This window comes from Streptomyces sp. NPDC052020 (assembly GCF_040680575.1).
Classification (GTDB): domain Bacteria; phylum Actinomycetota; class Actinomycetes; order Streptomycetales; family Streptomycetaceae; genus Streptomyces.
The window spans coordinates 162,779-180,482 of sequence record NZ_JBFAWY010000014.1; the positions used below are offsets into that span (position 1 = coordinate 162,779).

At 73.1% G+C, this 17,704-nt stretch carries 15 protein-coding genes; 7 read left to right on the plus strand and 8 right to left on the minus strand.

The genetic code is table 11. From position 1 onward, the window contains the following. The first annotated feature begins 38 nt into the window (after positions 1-38). Entirely contained in the window at positions 39-695 is a 657-nt protein-coding gene (locus AB0L74_RS17310) for an MBL fold metallo-hydrolase (RefSeq protein ID WP_365652089.1), read from the plus strand. A 226-nt stretch (positions 696-921) separates the two neighbouring features. Here AB0L74_RS17310 and aroQ read toward each other — a convergent pair whose 3' ends face one another. Beyond that, positions 922-1,395: a type II 3-dehydroquinate dehydratase gene (aroQ, locus tag AB0L74_RS17315; protein WP_365652091.1), complete on the minus strand. Its 474-nt coding sequence runs from the start codon at positions 1,393-1,395 to the stop codon at positions 922-924. A 104-nt stretch (positions 1,396-1,499) separates the two neighbouring features. Here aroQ and AB0L74_RS17320 point away from each other — a divergent pair, with 104 nt between their 5' ends. Next, positions 1,500-2,546 carry a S66 peptidase family protein gene (locus AB0L74_RS17320; RefSeq protein WP_365652094.1) on the plus strand — a complete coding sequence of 349 codons (1,047 nt, stop codon included), beginning with the start codon at positions 1,500-1,502 and terminating at the stop codon, positions 2,544-2,546. A gap of 102 nt (positions 2,547-2,648) precedes the next feature. Further along, on the plus strand, positions 2,649-3,920 hold the full coding sequence (locus AB0L74_RS17325) for an MFS transporter (RefSeq protein ID WP_365652194.1): 1,272 nt from the start codon (positions 2,649-2,651) through the stop codon (positions 3,918-3,920). Positions 3,921-3,957: 37 nt separating this feature from the next. On the opposite strand, the gene AB0L74_RS17330 is transcribed toward AB0L74_RS17325, so the two are convergent. The 6 genes from AB0L74_RS17330 to AB0L74_RS17355 form a co-directional block, all read right to left on the minus strand. Beyond that, the gene (locus AB0L74_RS17330; protein ID WP_365652097.1) at positions 3,958-5,058 is read right to left on the minus strand and encodes an ionic transporter y4hA; all 1,101 of its coding nucleotides are present in this window, start codon (positions 5,056-5,058) and stop codon (positions 3,958-3,960) included. 151 nt (positions 5,059-5,209) lie between these two features. Beyond that, positions 5,210-6,211: a TerC family protein gene (locus AB0L74_RS17335; protein ID WP_365652100.1), complete on the minus strand. Its 1,002-nt coding sequence runs from the start codon at positions 6,209-6,211 to the stop codon at positions 5,210-5,212. 311 nt (positions 6,212-6,522) lie between these two features. Beyond that, positions 6,523-8,544 carry a TerD family protein gene (locus AB0L74_RS17340; protein ID WP_365652103.1) on the minus strand — a complete coding sequence of 674 codons (2,022 nt, stop codon included), beginning with the start codon at positions 8,542-8,544 and terminating at the stop codon, positions 6,523-6,525. 82 nt (positions 8,545-8,626) lie between these two features. Continuing rightward, complete coding sequence (locus AB0L74_RS17345; protein WP_365652106.1) at positions 8,627-9,205, minus strand: TerD family protein; 579 nt, start codon at positions 9,203-9,205, stop codon at positions 8,627-8,629. 191 nt (positions 9,206-9,396) lie between these two features. Continuing rightward, on the minus strand, positions 9,397-11,550 hold the full coding sequence (gene uvrB / locus AB0L74_RS17350) for an excinuclease ABC subunit UvrB (RefSeq protein ID WP_365652108.1): 2,154 nt from the start codon (positions 11,548-11,550) through the stop codon (positions 9,397-9,399). A gap of 40 nt (positions 11,551-11,590) precedes the next feature. Beyond that, positions 11,591-12,469, minus strand: coding sequence for an MHYT domain-containing protein (locus AB0L74_RS17355; RefSeq protein ID WP_365652111.1), 879 nt, complete (start codon positions 12,467-12,469; stop codon positions 11,591-11,593). Between the two features lie 277 nt (positions 12,470-12,746). On the opposite strand from AB0L74_RS17355, the gene AB0L74_RS17360 reads away from it, so the two are divergent. The 4 genes from AB0L74_RS17360 to AB0L74_RS17375 all read left to right on the plus strand — a co-directional run bounded on the left by AB0L74_RS17360 (position 12,747) and on the right by AB0L74_RS17375 (position 16,355). Next, positions 12,747-13,628 carry a glycerophosphodiester phosphodiesterase family protein gene (locus AB0L74_RS17360; protein ID WP_365652114.1) on the plus strand — a complete coding sequence of 294 codons (882 nt, stop codon included), beginning with the start codon at positions 12,747-12,749 and terminating at the stop codon, positions 13,626-13,628. A gap of 76 nt (positions 13,629-13,704) precedes the next feature. After that, on the plus strand, positions 13,705-14,256 hold the full coding sequence (locus AB0L74_RS17365) for a methylated-DNA--[protein]-cysteine S-methyltransferase (RefSeq protein WP_365652118.1): 552 nt from the start codon (positions 13,705-13,707) through the stop codon (positions 14,254-14,256). A gap of 279 nt (positions 14,257-14,535) precedes the next feature. Continuing rightward, positions 14,536-15,444 (plus strand): pseudouridine-5'-phosphate glycosidase, encoded by a 909-nt coding sequence (locus AB0L74_RS17370; RefSeq protein ID WP_365652121.1) that lies wholly within the window; start codon positions 14,536-14,538, stop codon positions 15,442-15,444. Next, entirely contained in the window at positions 15,441-16,355 is a 915-nt protein-coding gene (locus tag AB0L74_RS17375) for a PfkB family carbohydrate kinase (protein WP_365652124.1), read from the plus strand. Before AB0L74_RS17370 ends, AB0L74_RS17375 begins: the two co-directional genes overlap by 4 nt. A 198-nt stretch (positions 16,356-16,553) precedes the next feature. Here the strand turns inward: AB0L74_RS17375 and AB0L74_RS17380 are convergent, their stop codons facing one another. Continuing rightward, on the minus strand, positions 16,554-17,369 hold the full coding sequence (locus AB0L74_RS17380) for a methyltransferase domain-containing protein (RefSeq protein WP_365652127.1): 816 nt from the start codon (positions 17,367-17,369) through the stop codon (positions 16,554-16,556). Positions 17,370-17,704 lie beyond the last annotated feature (335 nt).

Sequence of the window (17,704 nt, forward strand, 5' to 3'; positions counted from 1 at the left end):
CCGGCGGCGGTCCCGGCCGGGGCACTAGGCTGACCGGCATGACGTACAGCGGAGAGGTGAGGGCCGGCGGGCCCGCCGACGTGCACGAGCTCAAGGACCTGATGATCACCAAGATCGCGGTCGGTCCGATGGACAACAACGCCTATCTGCTGCGCTGCCGGGCCACGGACGAGCAACTGCTGATCGACGCCGCCAACGAGGCCGGCACCCTGCTCGGCATGATCGGCGGCGACGGCATCGCGTCGGTCGTCACCACCCACCGTCACGGCGACCACTGGCAGGCGCTCGCCGAGGTGGTCGCGGCCACCGGTGCCCGCACGTACGCGGGCCGCCACGACGCCGAGGGCATCCCCGTGCCGACCGATGTCCTGGTCGACGACGGCGACACCATCCGCGTGGGGCAGGTGGAGCTGACCGCGCGCCATCTGGTCGGGCACACGCCGGGCTCCATCGTCCTGGTCTACGACGACCCGCACGGGCATCCCCACGTCTTCACGGGGGACTGCCTCTTCCCCGGCGGCGTGGGCAACACCCACAAGGACCCCAAGGCGTTCGCCAGCCTGATCCACGACGTGGAGACGAAGATCTTCGACGTCCTCCCGGACGAGTCGTGGATCTACCCGGGGCACGGCAACGACACCACGCTGGGCGCGGAACGGCCCCATCTGCCGGAGTGGCACGCGCGCGGCTGGTGATCAGACGCCGACGCGGCGCACGCGCGCGTGCGGCCCGCCCGGAGGCCGCGGACACGCCTGGGCCCGGACGGCCCCGGGCGGCACACGCGTGGGCGCCGGCCGGCCTCGCGGAGGCGCGCACGCGCGGGCGTGCGGCCCGGAGGCCGCCTCGTGTCGCGGCCCGGAGGCCGTCTCGTGTCGCGGCCCGGGCCGCGACGGCGGGCGGGCGCCGGGCCGGGCCCACGGCTCACGCCTCGGCCCGCGCCGCCCCCGCCAGCGCCGCGACGCGCTCCACACCGAAGACATAGCCCTGTACCCCGCACCCGGCGATGACTCCGTCGGCGCGCAGCGAGACGTAGGAGTGGTGCCGGAACGACTCCCGCTGGTGGATGTTGGAGATGTGGACCTCCACCACCGGCAGACCGTCACAGGTGTTGAGCGCGTCCAGGATCGCGACCGAGGTGTGCGAGTAGGCGGCCGGGTTGATCACGATCCCGCAGTGGTTCAGCCGCGCCTCGTGGATCCAGTCGACCAGCTCCCCCTCGTGGTTGGACTGGCGGAAGTCCACCGTGCCGCCGTGCGCGGCCGCCGCCTTGGCGCACATCGCCTCGACGTCGGCGAGGGTGTCGGGCCCGTAGATCTCCGGCTGACGCTGGCCGAGCAGGTTCAGGTTGGGGCCGTTGAGAATCATGATCGGGGCGTTGGCCAGGGTGCGGGGCACGGTTCCTCCGGTCCGTTCGAGGGGCGGGCGGCGCGTTCGACGACCGCTGCTCGACCCGGTTTATCACGGTGCCCCGGCGGGCCGGCCGGCCGTACCCTCCCGTCATGATGACGCCCGTGTACCCTCCCAAGCCCTCGCCCGGTGACCGCATCGCGGTGATCTCGCCCTCCTCCGGCCTGCCGGGTCTCTTCCCGCTCCCGTTCGAACTGGGCCTGGAGCGGCTGCGGAAGGACTTCGGGCTGGAGCCGGTCGAGTACCCGGCCACCCGGACGATGGGGTCGGCACCATGGGAGCGGGCGGCGGACATCCACGCCGCCTTCGCGGACCCGGACGTCAAGGCCGTGATCGCCTCGATCGGCGGCGACGACCAGATCACGGTGCTGCCGCTGCTGGACCGGGAGCTGATACGCGCCCACCCGAAGCCCTTCTTCGGCTGGAGCGACAACACCAATCTGCTGGCCTGTCTGCACCGCATGGGAATCGTCGGCTACCACGGCGGGTCCGTGATGTGCGAGCTGGGCCGCCCCGGCGCCCTGCACCCGCAGACCGAGGAGTCCCTGCGGGCGGCGCTGTTCACCTCGGGACCGTACGAGCTGCGCCCGGCCGCGCGCTGGCGCGATGTGGACCGCGACTGGGCCGACCCGGCGACGTTCGACGAGGAGCCGGCCACCCGGCCCGGGACCGGGTGGACCTGGGTCGGCGCCGACCGGGTGGTGGAGGGCCGCGGCTGGGGCGGCTGCCTGGAGATCCTCGGCCAGCTGCTCATGGCCGACCGGGAGATCCCGCGAGACCCGGCGGTGTTCGACGGCGGCGTGCTGTTCCTGGAGACGTCGGAGGAGATGCCGGGCGCCGCCGAGGTCTTCCGCACCTTGCGGAGCATGGGCGAGCGCGGCCTGCTCCAGCCTTTCTCGGCCCTGCTGATGGCCCGGCCCAAGACGTGGTCCTTCGAGCGTCCCCGCACCCCCGAGGAGGGTGCCCGCTACGCGGCGGAGCAGCGCGAGGCCGTGCTCGCCGCCATGCGCGCCTACGCTCCCGGCACAACGATCGTGTTCGACGTGGACTTCGGGCACACCGATCCGCAGCTCGTCCTCCCCTACGGGGGCCTCATCCGCGTGGACGGTCCCGCCCGGCGCATCACCGTCACGTACTGACCCGCGTGACCCTCGGGCCGCCCCCGTGCGCCCCCGTAACCGGTGATCACGGTGGGTAGTTGTGGCGGCGTGAACGATGTACGTGCCGTGAGGACACCCTCCATGCCGCGGCTCGCCGCCGCGTCGCTCGCCGGGACGGCGATCGAGTTCTACGACTTCTTCGTGTACGGGACCGCGGCGGCGCTGGTGCTGGGGCCGCTGTTCTTCCCGACGTTCTCGCCGATGGCGGGGACGCTGGCCGCCTTCGCGACGTTCGGGGTGGGCTTCGTGGCCCGGCCGCTGGGGTCGGTGCTGTTCGGGCACATCGGGGACCGGCGCGGGCGGCGGCCGGTGCTCGTCGCCTCGCTGCTGCTGACCGGTGCCTCGACGGTCGCGGTCGGCTGCGTGCCGACGTACGGGACGATCGGTCTGGCCGCTCCCCTGCTCCTGATGCTCCTGCGGTTCCTCCAGGGACTCGGGCTCGGCGGGGAGTGGGGTGGAGCCGTGCTGCTGACCGCGGAGCACGCTCCCGCCGAGCGGCGCGCGCTGTGGGCGAGCTTCCCTCAGATCGGGCCCGCGGCCGGCTTCCTGCTCGCCAACGGGGTGATGCTGGCGCTGTCGGCGACGCTGTCCGACGCGCAGTTCGCCCAGTGGGGGTGGCGGGTGCCGTTCTGGATGGCGGGCGGGCTGGCCCTGGCCGGGCTGTGGCTGCGGTCGTCGCTCACCGAGAGCCCTCGCTTCCTGGAGATCGACGACCACGCGCGCGTGCCGCTCGCGGAGGTGGTGCGCGATCACTGGCGCCTCGTCCTGCTGACGGCCGGGGCGCTCGCCGCCGGTTACGCGATCTTCTACGCCGTGACCACCTGGTCCCTGGCGTACGCGACCGAGCGGCTGGGGGCGAGCCGCAGCGTCATGCTGACCTGCATCATGGCCGCGGTGCTGGTCAAGGGCGCCGTCACCCCGCTGGCGGCGCTGCTCGGGGACCGGTACGGCCGGCGTCCGCTGTGCCTGGCCGGGTGCACGGCCGCTGCCCTGTGGATGTTCCCGATGGTCGCGCTGCTGGCGACCGGCGCGCCGCTGCCGATGTTCCTCGGTTTCCTGGGCGCGATGCTCGCGTTCATCACCATGTTCGCGGTGATCGCCGCCTATCTTCCGGAGCTGTACGAGCCCCGGGTGCGCTGCACGGGCGCCGCGGTCGGCTACAACCTCGGCGGTGTCCTCGGGGGCGCGCTCACCCCGATCGCGGCGACGGCCCTCGCCGAGCAGGGCGGGCGGGTGCCCTGGGGGGTGGCGGCGTATCTGACCGCGCTCGCCCTGCTGAGCCTCGGGTGCTTCGCGCTGCTGCCCGAGACACGTCCGGTGCCGGTGGTGGCGGAGCGGCCCGCCACCGGCTGACCGGGCCCGCCCGCCGGGGGCCGGGCACCGGGGCCGGCTAGGGATTGATCGCGAGTTCCAGGTAGGCGGCGAACAACACCAGGTGGACACCTCCCTGCAACGGCGTGGCGCGGCCCGGTACGACCGTCAGGGAGGCGACCACCACGGTCAGGGCGAGCAGCACCATGTGGATGGATCCCAGGCCGAGGACGAGCGGCCCGGGGAGCCACACCGTCGCCAGGGCGACCGCGGGGATGGTCAGGCCGATGCTGGCCATCGCGGACCCGAGCGCGAGGTTCAGGCTGGTCTGCACCCGGTCGCGGCGCGCGGAGCGCAACGCGGCGATGGTCTCGGGCAGCAGCACCAGCAGCGCGATGATCACTCCGACGACGGCGTGGTGCAGCCCAGCGGCGTCCACCACGTCCTCGATGGTGGGCGACACTCCCTTGGCCAGGCCGACCACACCGATCAGGGCGAGCCCCAGCAGTCCGAGACTGACCAGGGCGGTGCGGGTGGACGGCGCGTCGGCGTGGTCCTCCGCCGTGATGGCGCGGCCCTGCCGGGTGACGGGCAGGAAGTAGTCGCGGTGCCGGATGGTCAGGGTGGCGATGAACAGGCCGTACAGGATGAGCGAGGAGAGCGCCGCGAAGGTGAGCTGCACCGTGGAGAACTCCGGGCCCGGTTTGCTGGTGGTGAACGTCGGCAGTACCAGGCTGAGGGTGGCGAGGGTCGCGACCGTCGCGAGGGCGGCACCGGTGCCTTCGGGGTTGAAGACGGCCGTGCGGTGCCGCAGGGAGGCGACCAGCAGGCTGAGCCCGACGACGCCGTTACATGTGATCATCACGGCCGCGAAGACGGTGTCCCGGGCCAGGGTGGAACTCTTGTCCCCGCCGTCCGCCATCAAGGTGACGATCAGAGCCACCTCGATGATCGTGACGGCGACGGCGAGGACGAGGGAGCCGAAGGGCTCGCCGACCCGGTGCGCCACCACCTCGGCGTGGTGGACGGCGGCCAGGACCGCTCCGGCGAGGACGAGCGTCACCAGCGCGACGACGGCGCCGGGCAGGTCGCGTCCCCAGGTGAGGACCAGCAGGACGGCCGCGGCGACGGGCACGGCGGTCGTCCACTGGGCCATGAGCGCCCTGGGCCGAGTGGTCATGCGGCGATCGTCGCAAAGGTGGACGGGTTTCGCATTCCGGCCACCCGGGAGGGCCCGGAGTGGCCGGCCGCCGACGCGCGGGCGCCGGGAGGGGCGGCCGGCGATACGCCGCTCGCCCCTCCCGGTGCCAGGGGTCAGATGCCTACGGCCGTCAGGCCCCGACGCTGTCCTTCGCCGCGTCGTCGCCCCGCGGACCCTCCGCTTCGGCGGCCGCCTGCTTCCGGGTCGCCCTCAGGCTGGTGAGGGTGGTGACGATCAGGACCGCGCAGATCACGCCGAGCGAGACCGGGATGCTGATCTCCGGCACGTGGACCCCCGACTCGTGCAGGGCGTGCAGGACCAGCTTGACGCCGATGAAGCCGAGGATGATCGACAGGCCGTAGGAGAGGTGGACCAGCTTCTTCAGCAGACCGCCGATGAGGAAGTACAGCTGGCGCAGACCCATCAGGGCGAACGCGTTGGCCGTGAAGACGATGTACGGGTCCTGGGTCAGGCCGAAGATCGCGGGGATCGAGTCCAGCGCGAAGAGCACGTCCGTGGTGCCGATCGCGAGCATCACGACCAGCATCGGGGTCATGACCCGCTTGCCGTTCTGCTGGATCCACAGCTTGGTGCCGTGGTAGCGGTCGGCGACGCCGAAGCGGCGCTCGGCCGCCTTGAGCAGCTTGTTCTCCTCGTACTCCTCGTCCTGCTCGTCGGCCCGCGCCTCCTGGATCAGCTTCCAGGCGGTCCAGATCAGGAAGGCGCCGAAGAGGTAGAAGACCCAGGAGAAGCTGGCGATGATGGCGGCACCGGCCGCGATGAAGATCGCCCGCAGGACCAGGGCTATGAGCACGCCGACGAGCAGTACCCGCTGCTGGTACTGCGAGGGCACGGCGAACTTGGCCATGATCAGGACGAAGACGAAGAGGTTGTCGACGCTCAGCGACTTCTCGGTGATGAAGCCGGCGAAGAACTCGCCGGCGGGCTGGCCGCCTCCGAAGACGAGCAGGCCGAGCCCGAAGACACAGGCCAGGGCGATCCAGACACCCGTCCAGATGCCCGCTTCCTTGATCGATACATCGTGCGGCTTGCGCCCGATGAAGAAATCGACCGCGATCAGGGCGGCGAGGCCCACGATGGTCAGGACCCACAGGGTCATGGAAACTTCCACTGCGCCTCCGGCAGTACGTAACACGGCAGATGTCAGCGTCGTCGCTGCCGGAGGTCTCTTCCACCCCGGGCATCCGGCGCGCGTCACGCGCTCCGGAACCCACGGCCGACGCCCCGGGATCTGGCCTGATCCGTATTGACGGGTACGCCGCAGCAGACAGGGAGTACTCCCCTCCGTACGAACGACAGTACCCCAATCACCAAGGAACAGTAAAGAGATCGGCAAAGGAAAGATCAAAACACCTGGTCAGAGCTGCTTTGCGATCACTTGACGCACGGGGCTGTGATCATTTCTGACGCACAGGGCCGTGATCAGCGAAGTCCCGTGCGGCGGGCCGCGGCGACCCGGGTGAGCACCTGCTGAAGCACCTGGCTGCCGGGCGGCGGGAGCGGCGGCTCGTACGTCCACGCGTGCCCGACCCAGGGGTCGGCGAGATGGTCGTCGGCCACCGGGGTGAGCCGCAGCAGGGAACGCCACAGCGGGTCGAGCAGCGGCCCGTACCCGGCGGACTCCTCGCGGTCGGCGACCACCATCAGGTGCACGCCGACGGCCGGTCCCTCGTCCGCCAGATAGCGCAGCTGGTTCACCGCCCGGTCGTCGAAGCCGTGCGGGAAGTCGTGGACGATCAGCAGCCGCTGGGAGGTGTCGAAGCCCCGCGGCAGGGAGTCGCCGGCGCCCCCGCGCACCGCCATCTGGACCAGATCGACACGCTGGGTGAGCCGGGCCAGCACCTCCGCCACTCCCGCGGCGCCGAGCGCGGGCGGATCCGCCAGCACTCCGGCCCGCACCAGCGGAGCCAGCGCCGGCGCGCCGGAGCCGGCCGGGTCGACGACGTGCACGGTGAACTCGCCCGCCGGGTGCGCGGCGAGCAGCCGGGCCGCGTGCGCGACGCCGCTCTCCAGGGCGCGGCGCCGCAGCTCATGGGTGTCGGTGAACCCTCCGTCGGCTGGGCCCGCGGCTCCGCTGTCGATCCACAGACCGCGCTCCAGCGGCAGCCGGACCAGCATGGGTATGCGCAGCCGGTCGGCCTCGGGCAGGTGGAGGTCGCCCAGGCGCAGGGCCATGGGCATCTCCCCCGGCACCCGGTAGGCGTGCCAGACGGGGCTGTCCCAGCGCGCGAACGCCGGCGGCAGCGCGGGTTCGACGACCTCGGCCTCGGCGGTGAGCTGGGCGAGGTCCCGGTCGAAAGCCTCCCGGGCCCGGTCGACGAGCTCGACGTGCCGGACCTCGGCCGCCTCCCGGGCGGCGTCGCCCTGCCCGCTGATCCGGCTGCGCGGGTCGGCCAGGATCTGGTCGAGCTCCCGCTCCCTGCGCGCGTCGGCGAAGTCGACGGCGCCGCGGTAGGCGGCGGTGGCGCGGGCCAGGTCTTCGAACATGCCCCACACCTGGTTGTAGAGCCGCTCTTCCAGGGACCAGCCGGGGGCGTCGCCCGCGACGGGGCGCGCGGGCTGCCCGGGCGCGGCCGGCGGGGGCGGCGGAGGAGCCGCGCTGTGGCGGCGGGGATGGCTGTAGTCGACCGGGCCGCCGGCGGGCGCGGACGGCGGGGTGACGGCGGAGCGGTCCGCCGCGCCCGGGCCGGACGGCGACGCGGGCTGTCCCGGTGTGCCGGGCGGCGGGGCGCCGTGCGCGGGGTGCGGGACGTGGGGAACCGCCGGCACGGGTTCGGGGGCGCCGCGGAGCGTGGCCGCGCCGTGGTCCGGGCCGAGCGCCGGTGCGGTGGCCGGCCGGGAGCGGTCGCCGTCCGCCGGGCGCGAGGCCGGGGCCGGGGCCCCGCGGCCCGGGCCCCCGGCCGCCGCCTCGGCGATGCCGGCGGCGAGACGGTGGGCCTGGGGCAGTCCCTGGTCGGTGAGGAGCTCGGCGAGGCCGCCCGCGTAGCCCTGGCCGACGGCGCGCACCTTCCAGACGCCCTGCCGGCGGTAGAACTCCAGGGCGACGACGGCGGCCTCGGCGTCCAGGCCGGTGACGGCGTAACCGGCGATCTCGGTGCCGTCGAGACCGGTGACGGCCAGGAAGGGGGCGGCGACGGCACCGAACCGGGCGGGGCCCGAGCCGTCGCCCGCGGGCAGGGCGAGCAGCACGCTGACGCGGTGCACGGCGTCCGGCACGGCGTCCAGGTCGACCGTGAGGCGGTGGTCGGCGTCCGCCCGCCGGGGGACCTCCAGGCCCGGCAGGACGGGTGTGCCCGGGTGGGCGACCCATGCCTCGTCGTGGACCTTCCCGTCGGCGTCGCCGAGGGTGGCCGCGGCCACGACCGGTGTGCCGGCCGAGACCCGGATGACCAGACGGGCCCGGTCAAGCGGGTGGTTCTGCCCCCGCACCAGCTCGGCCCTCATCGCCTTCTCCCCCTGTGTCCGCTCGTGGTGTGCCTGCGCCGCCCGTCCGTCCGTGCCCGCCGCGGGGCGGGCACGGGCCGGGTCACAGCACGGGCAGGATCGCCGGCATCAGGTCCTGGAAGGTGCGGCCGTTGGCCGGGGAGCCGAGGGCGGTCATCGTCCAGCCCGCGCCCGTGCGGTGCACCTTCGCCATGATCTGGGCGGTGTAGGCACCGCCGCCGGCCAGGGTGTAGCGGGCGAGCTCCTCGCCGTTGGTCTCGTCGACCAGGCGGCAGAACGCGTTCTGCACCTCCTGGAAGGTCTGGCCGGTGAAGGAGTTCACGGTGAAGACGATCTGGTCGATGTGGACCGGGACGCGCTGGAGGTCGACCAGGATCGCCTCGTCGTCGCCGCCCTGGCCGACACCGCCGACGAGGTTGTCCCCGGTGTGGCGCACCGAGCCGTCGTCGCTCACCAGATGCCGGAAGAACACGACGTCGACCGGCTGCTTGTCCGCGAACAGGACCGCCGAGGCGTCGAGGTCGATCTCCCGGGTGCGGGAGCCGAACAGGCCGCGCCGGGGGGCCGCCTGCCAGCCGAGACCCATGCGCACCGCGGTCAGGCTGGCCCCGTCGTTCTTCTGCAGACTGATGGCCTGACCCTTGGTCATGTTGACGGTCACGCGCTGATTCCCCTCTCGGACAGTCCCCTGTCGCCGCGGCGCCCGCGGTTACCCAGAACACTACGCACGGCCACTGACAGTGCCGTACCGCGCTCCGCGCATTGTGGCGGTCTTGCAACACAGCGCGTCCCGGGCGGGGCACGGGAGAAGGGCGGGCGCCGGTCCGGTGCGGACCGGCGCCCGCGCGGCCGTCAGGACAGGCCCGCCTCCCGCATCTGGCGAAGCTCCTTCTTCATCTCCGCGACCTCGTCGCGCAGCCGGGCGGCGATCTCGAACTGGAGGTCCGCGGCGGCGGCGCGCATCCGGGCGGTGAGGTCCTCGATCTGCTCGGCGAGCTCGGCCGCGGGACGGTCGGTGGGCACCGCCTCCTTGGCCTTGCCCTTGGCGGACTTCCCGGACGCGGCGCCCGGTCCCGTGGCCGCCTTGCCGCCGAGGGAGGGCACGGGTGCCTTGGCGCCCTTGCCGTCCTTCGACTTGCGGTAGCCCGAGCCGAGCAGCTGCTCGGTGTCGATGTCCTCGCGGGCGATCTGCGCCACGATGTCGTTGATCTTCTTCCGGAGCGGCTGGGGGTCGATGCCGTTCGCCTTGTTGTACGCGATCTGCTTCTCCCGGCGGCGGTTGGTCTCGTCGATGGCCTTCGCCATCGCCGGGGTGATCTTGTCCGCGTACATGTGGACCTGGCCGGAGACGTTGCGCGCCGCGCGGCCGATGGTCTGGATCAGGGAGGTCCCGGAACGCAGGAAGCCCTCCTTGTCGGCGTCGAGGATCGCCACCAGGGACACCTCGGGCAGGTCCAGTCCCTCTCGCAGCAGGTTGATGCCGACCAGGACGTCGTACTCGCCGCTGCGCAGCTCGCGTAGCAGTTCCACCCGGCGCAGGGTGTCGACGTCGCTGTGCAGGTAGCGCACCTGGATGCCGAGCTCCAGGAAGTAGTCCGTGAGGTCCTCGGCCATCTTCTTGGTGAGCGTGGTGACCAGGACGCGCTCGTCCTTCTCGATCCGCCCCCGGATCTCGTGCACCAGGTCGTCGATCTGCCCCTCGGTGGGCTTGACCACGACCTCCGGGTCGACCAGGCCGGTGGGGCGGATGATCTGCTCGACCACGCCGTCCGAGCGGGACAGCTCGTAGGAGCCGGGCGTCGCGGACAGATAAACCGTCTGCCCGATGCGCTCCTGGAACTCCTCCCACTTCAGCGGGCGGTTGTCGAGGGCGGAGGGCAGCCGGAAGCCGTGGTCGACCAGGGTGCGCTTGCGGGAGGCGTCGCCCTCGTACATGGCGCCGATCTGCGGGACGGTGACGTGCGACTCGTCGATGACGAGCAGGAAGTCGTCCGGGAAGTAGTCCAGCAGGGTGTTCGGCGGGGAGCCGGGCAGGCGGTCGTCGAAGTGCATCGAGTAGTTCTCCACGCCGGAACACGTGCCGATCTGGCGGAGCATCTCGATGTCGTACGTCGTGCGCATCCGCAGGCGCTGGGCCTCCAGGAGCTTGCCCTGCTTCTCCAGCTCGGCCAGGCGCTCGGCCAGCTCCTTCTCGATGCCGTTGACCGCCCGCTCCATGCGCTCGGGGCCGGCGATGTAGTGGGAGGCGGGGAAGACGTACAGCTGCTGGTCGTCGCTGAGGATCTCGCCGGTGAGCGGATGCAGGGTGGACAGGGCCTCGATCTCGTCGCCGAACATCTCGATGCGGACGGCGAGCTCCTCGTACACGGGGAAGATCTCGATGGTGTCGCCGCGGACGCGGAAGGTGCCGCGGGTGAAGGCGGTGTCGTTGCGCGTGTACTGGATGTCCACGAAACGGCGCAGCAACTCGTCCCGGTCGACCTCGTCGCCGACCCGGAGGGGGACCATGCGGTCCACGTATTCCTGCGGCGTGCCCAGGCCGTAGATGCAGGAGACCGAGGCGACCACGACGACGTCACGGCGGGTGAGCAGCGAGTTGGTCGCGGAGTGGCGCAGGCGCTCGACCTCCTCGTTGATCGAGGAGTCCTTCTCGATGTAGGTGTCCGACTGCGGGACGTACGCCTCGGGCTGGTAGTAGTCGTAGTACGAGACGAAGTACTCGACGGCGTTGTTCGGCAGCAGCTCGCGGAACTCGTTCGCCAGCTGGGCGGCCAGCGTCTTGTTCGGCGCCATCACGAGGGTGGGGCGCTGGAGCTTCTCGATCATCCACGCGGTGGTGGCGGACTTGCCGGTGCCGGTCGCGCCGAGCAGGACGACGTCCTTCTCGCCCCCCTCGATGCGCCGGGCGAGCTCGGTGATGGCCGCGGGCTGGTCGCCGCTCGGCTGGTAGGGGCTGACGACCTCGAAGGGCGCCACCGTGCGTTCGATGTGGGAAACGGGCCGCATGTCATCAACCGTACGACCCCGCACTGACAACCGGTCCCGATCAGCGGTTCTGCGGGACCCGGGAGCGCCTGCGCGCCAGGGGGCGGCGGGGGTGCGGCCGGGAGGGACGGGCCGCCGGGCCGGCCGTGTCGCGGGCGGCCGGGCGGGCGGGCACGCCCGGCTTGTGCTCGGCCGGCGCGGCGGGGAGGCGGCCCGTGACCATCAGCGGGTCGAAGATCACGACGACGCCCGCCAGGATCAGGAAGGCCAGCGGCCCGACCAGCATCGGTGCGAGCAGGGCCGCCGCCGACTCTCCCGACGCGGGCTCGGCCGTGCCGTGCAGGTGGACGCTGAGGGCGGCCATACCCGTGTAGTGCATGCCGCTGACGGCGAGCCCCATCACCAGGCTCGCGCCCACGCTCCACAGGAAGCCGCGCTCCTGCCCGGCGGCCCACAGGGCGGCGGTGGCGGCGGCCATGGCGATGACGACGGACGCGGCGACGGTGAGCGTGTTGTACCGCAGCTCTCCGTCAAGGCGCATACCGGCCATGCCCAGGTAGTGCATCGAGGCGATGCCCAGGCCCGTGACGGTGCCGCCGGTGAACAGGGCCGCTCCGCGCGTGCCCCGGTAGCCGACGATGAAGATCCCGAGGCCGACCATGACGATGGCGACGGCCAGGCTCGCGAACGTCATCGGCACGTCGTAACGGATCGGCGTGCCGTGGATCGTGAACCCCATCATCCCGATGAAGTGCATGGTCCATATGCCGGAGCCGATCGCCGCGGAGCCGAGGAGGAGCCACCCGGGGCGCCTGGACGGGGCCACCCGCATCGATCTGGTGGTGCAGCGCAGGCCGAGAGCTCCGCCGAGGCAGGCCATGAGGTAGGCCACCAGCGGCGTGACGAGTCCGTAGCTGAATCCGTCGACCATGCCCTGCATGCGCGGCTACCTTTCCGCCCTCTTCCATCCGGAATCATCCGGTATACACCCCTCCCAGCACCGCGCGAGCGGGCAGGGTCGAGGCAGAGAGTATGACCCCTACCGGAATGGTCGAACGATTTTCAGGCAAAGAATCACGGTCTCGCCCCAGTTGTGCGGCCGCGGTGAGCGGAGTTGAGCACCGCCATTCAGTCTGTGGCCATTCTGCACCCGCCTGCCGTTGTCGCTCTGCTGTCACAGTTGAGCTGTCCGTGATCGCCCGACGCGAGGAGTACGCATGCACGCGCGCGCAGTTGCCGCCACGACCACCGCGCTCCTGGGAGTCTGCCTGCTGACCCCCTCCTCCCCCGCCCACGCCGTCGACGGCGGCACGCGGCCGCCCACGGTGATCGCCCACCGGGGGGCCTCCGCGTACGCGCCGGAGAACACCCTGGCCGCCGTGGACAAGGCGGCCGAGCTGGGCATCCGCTGGGTGGAGAACGACGTCCAGCGCACCAAGGACGGCGAGCTGGTCGTCCTCCACGACGACAGTCTGCGCCGCACCACCGACGTCGAGGAGGTGTTCCCCGACCGGGCGCCCTGGAAGGTGAAGGACTTCACCGCCGCCGAGATCGCCCGGCTGGACGCGGGGAGCTGGTTCGGGCCCGCCTACGCGGGCGCGCGCGTGCCGACGCTGGAGCAGTACGTGCGGCGCGTCGAGCGCCACCACCAGAAGCTGCTGCTGGAGATCAAGAACCCGGGCCTGTACCCGGGCATCGAGCGGCAGACCCTCAAGGTCCTGGCCAACGAGGGCTGGCTGGACCGGCGGCATGTGGCGCACCGGCTGATCGTGCAGAGCTTCAGCGCCGGCAGCGTCCGCACCGTCCACGAGCTGAAGCCGGCCGTGAAGACCGGTTTCCTCGGCGCGCCGCCCGTGGCGGAGCTGCCCTCGTACGCGGCGTTCACCGACCAGATCAACCCCTCGCACGCCTCGCTGTCGGCGGACTACGTGTCCGCCGTACATGCCTCCGCCGGCCCGCACGGCAAGCCGCTGGAGGTCTTCACCTGGACGGTCGACGACGCCGGCCGCGCCCGGCAGGTCGCGGGCTACGGCGTCGACGGCATCATCACCAACAAGCCCGACGTGGTGCGCGGCGCGGTACGGAACGCCGGGGAGTGACACCCGGCCCGGGGGCGTACGCCGGTGGCCGGCTTCCGCCCCCGGCACTGTCAGTGGCGGGTCGTACCGTGGGCGCATGGACAGCCATGGGCGGTACGGGCGGCGCGTCGTGTGGAGCGTCATGGACACCGGCATCGGGCCGCTGCTGCTGGCGGCGACCCGCGAGGGCCTGGTCAACGTCGTGTTCCACGCCACGGATCCGGTGCGCGACCGGGCGCTCGGCCGGCTGGCGTCCCGGCTGGGCACCGAGCCGGCCGAGGCGCCCGGCTCCCCGCTGCTGGCCGAGGCGATACGGCAGGTCGAGGCGTACCTCACGGGTGGGCGGCGCGACTTCGACCTGCCGCTGGACTGGTCGCTGATCTCGGGCTTCAACCGGGAGGTGCTGCGGGAGCTGCTCGGCGTCCCGTACGGCTCGGTCGTCGGCTACGGCGACCTGGCCCGGCGGGTCGGCCAGCCCGGCGCCTCACAGGCCGTGGGGGTGGCGATGGGCGCCAACCCGCTGCCGGTGGTGGTGCCGTGCCACCGCGTCGTGGAGAGCGGCGGCGGCATCGGCGGGTTCGGCGGCGGTCTGGAGACCAAGCGCAGGCTCCTCGCCCTGGAGGGCGTACTGCCCGAGCCGCTGTTCTGACGGAGGCGGTGCCGTCCAGGGCCCGGGCGGCCCGCCCCGGGTGGCCGGGCCCGGCGGCGAGGCGGCCGGATCGCCGCCGGGCGCTTCCTGGCCGCGGTGGCGGGCGGGCGTGGTCCTCCGAGGCCACCGGGTCGCCCGGCGGGCGACACGCTCCGGACGGGACACGGCGCGTTTTCGCCATGGGTCCGGGCTCATGCGGCCGGCGAAGGCCGCACCGGGTTTGCCCCGGTGCGCCGCCCGCCAGGGATGAGGGAGGACCGACGGACGGGAGGCGGGCCCATGGTGCTGGTGGTGTCGGAAGAGGTGCGGGAGGCGCTCGGCGCGGGTCGCCCGGTGGTGGCCCTGGAGTCCACGATCATCGCGCACGGGCTGCCCCGCCCGCGCAATCTGCGGGTGGCCCTGGAGCTGGAGGAGGCGGTCCGGCGGGAGGGCGCCGTACCGGCGACGATCGCCGTGCTGGACGGACGGCCCCATGTCGGTCTGGGCGGGCGGCAGCTGGAACGGGTGGCGAACGAGGACGGCATCCGGAAACTGGGCCACCGCGACCTGCCGCTCGCGGTGGCGAGCGGAGCGAGCGGCGCGACCACGGTGTCGGCGACCGCCCTGCTGGCCGCCCGCGCGGGGGTACGGGTGTTCGCCACCGGCGGGCTCGGCGGTGTGCACCGGCGGTGGACGGAGACCCAGGACGAGTCGGCCGACCTGGGCCTGCTGGCGCGCACCCGGATCACGGTGGTGTGCGCGGGCGTGAAGTCGATCCTGGACGTGCCGGCGACCTTGCAACGGCTGGAGACGCTCGGCGTGGCGGTGGCCGGTTACGGCACGGACCGCTTCCCCGGCTTCTACCTGTCCGACTCGGGGCACCCGGTCGGCTGGAGGCTGGACACACCCGGGCAGGTGGCGGAGGTGATGCGGGCTCAGGACCTGCTGGGCGCACCGGAATCCGCGCTCGTCGTCGCCAACCCGGTGCCGCCGGGCGAGCAGCTGGATCCGGGGCTGCACGCGCGGGTGCTCGCCGACGCGCTGCGCGCGTGCGAGGAGGAGGGAGTCACCGGCCAGGCGGTCACGCCGTTCCTGCTGGACTATCTGGTGCGGCACACCGACGGAGCCTCGCTGGGCGCCAATCTCGCCGCGGTGCGCGGCAACGTCCGGCTGGCGGCGCGCGTCGCGGCGGCCTGGGCGGGGGCGTGAGCGCGGGGCCGGGCGGCGGACTGCTGGTCGTCGGGGACGTCGTCACGGACGTGGTCGCCCGGCATCACGGGCCGCTCGCGGCGGGCACGGACACGCCCGCCGCGATCCGCACGCTCCCGGGCGGGGCGGGCGCCAACGTGGCGTGCTGGGCCGCCCACGCGGGGTGCGCGGACGTACGGTTCCTCGGACGGGTCGGCGCGGACGCGGCGGCCTGGCACGAGCGGCACCTGGCCGCCCGCGGCGTACGGCCTGTGCTGACCGTCGACGCGGAGGCGGCCACGGGGACGGTGATCTGCCTGGTCGACGCTGGCGCCGCGGCGGAGCGGACCTTCCTCACCGACAGCGGGGCGTCCCTGCGGCTGGCGCCCGGCGACTGGTCCGACGCGCTGCTGGACGGGGTCGCCCGCCTCCACCTGTCGGGCTACCTGCTCTTCTCCGAGACCGGCCGCGCGCTGGTCGCCGTGGCCATGGAGTCGGCACGCGCGCGCGGGGTGCCGGTCAGTCTGGACCCCGCGTCGGCGGGCTTCCTCACCGGGCTCGGCGCCGGCCGCTTCCTGGCCCTCGCGGCAGGGGTGGACATCCTGCTGCCCAGCCGTGACGAGGCGTGTCTGCTCACCGGACTGCCCGACGTGGCGGAGGCGGCGGCCGAGCTCAGCCGCCGCGTCCCCCTGGTGGTCGCCAAGCGGGGCGGCGACGGCGCGGTGGTGGCACGCTCCGGCAGCGTGTGCGCGCGGGTCCCCGCCGTTCCGGCCACGCCCCGGGACACCACGGGCGCGGGTGACGCCTTCACGGGTGCCTTCCTGGCCGCTCTGCTCGCCGGGGCCGGTCCGCGACAGGCGGCGGAGGAGGGCTGCCGGGCGGGCGCGCTGGCGGTCGAGCGGATCGGCGGCAGACCTCCCGGGACGGGCTGACGACCGGGAAGGGCTCGGGGGCCGCGCCGCGCGCCCCGGACGCCGGGGCAGAGGGTTGCCTCCGCCCCGACGCCGAGGGCAGGGGCAGGTGATTGGTCGCCGGACGCCCCGAGGCCGACGCCGGGGCCGGGGCCGGCCTCAGCACCCCGGACGCCAGGGCCGGGCCGGGCACCTCTCCGGAGCCGGGGCGCCGCGGGATCAGCCCCCGTGCCCGAGGCTCTGCGCCTTGCGCCCCCAAGCCGAGATCATCGGGGCGGTCGCCAGGTCCATGCTGCCGGACCCCACGTTGACGAGATGGCGGTCGATGTCCTGGTCCGTGGCCAGGCCCGCGGAGACGAGCTGGTCACGCACCTGGCGAATGGTGGCGGCCTCCAGGGCGGCGCAGGCCGGCGAGGTGATCGGGAAGTAGGCGTCGGCCTCGACGCGGCGCAGTCCGGCCTGCCTGAGCAGGCGCGGGAGGGTGCGGCCGTAGGCCAGGTCGGCCCCGCGGTGGGCGAGCAGCCGGCGCAGCCCGTGGCGGATCCGGTTCGCCAGCTGCTGCTCGGGGCCGTGCTCGTCGGGACAGGACAGCGGTTGCAGGGTGGGATCGGCGTCCTCGACCAGGAGACGTCCGCCCGGACGCAGGGCCTTGACCATCGACCGCAACGCCCGTTTCCGCTCGGGGACATGGACGAGCACGAGCCGGGCGTGCACCAGGTCGAAGCCCTCCCCCGGCGGCTCTTCGGCCCCCACGTCGTGGAGGCGCGCCTGGACCGGGGGCCGGGCCACCGGAGCGAGCCGCGAGATGTCGGTGTCGGTCGCGACGACCCGTCCGGTCGGACCGACCTTCTTGGCGAGCCACGACACCACGGAGGTGCCGCCGGCACCGACCTCCCAGCAGCGCCAGCCGGGGCCGACACCGAGAGCCTCCAGGTGCCGGAAGGTCGTGGGATCGAAGAGGGCGGCGGAGACGTCGGAGCCGTCCGCCGCCTCCGGGTGCCGGTGGGCGAGGAGGTATCCATCGGTAGGCGTCATGCCGTGATCATCCCAGTTGCCCGCATTGTCCGGAACGGTCGACGCTCCGGTACGGCACGTGCGGCCGACCGTGCGCGCCGGCGCGCCCGTCCGGCCCGTGGGCAAGCGGTCTCCGGGGCCGCCGCCGCAGGATTACGTCCTCCGCCCGGACGCCGCGCCGCCACGCCGAACGCCCTTCCTCCGCAGCCGGAAACCACGCCGAACGCCCCTCTTCCGCAGCCGGAAACCAAGCGGAACGCCGCCCTTCCACAGGCCCGCCCGCCGATCCCGCCGACCTGGCAGACTGGCGCGCCAAGGCGCTGGAAGCAGGGCGCCAGGAGATCCACCCGAGGAGA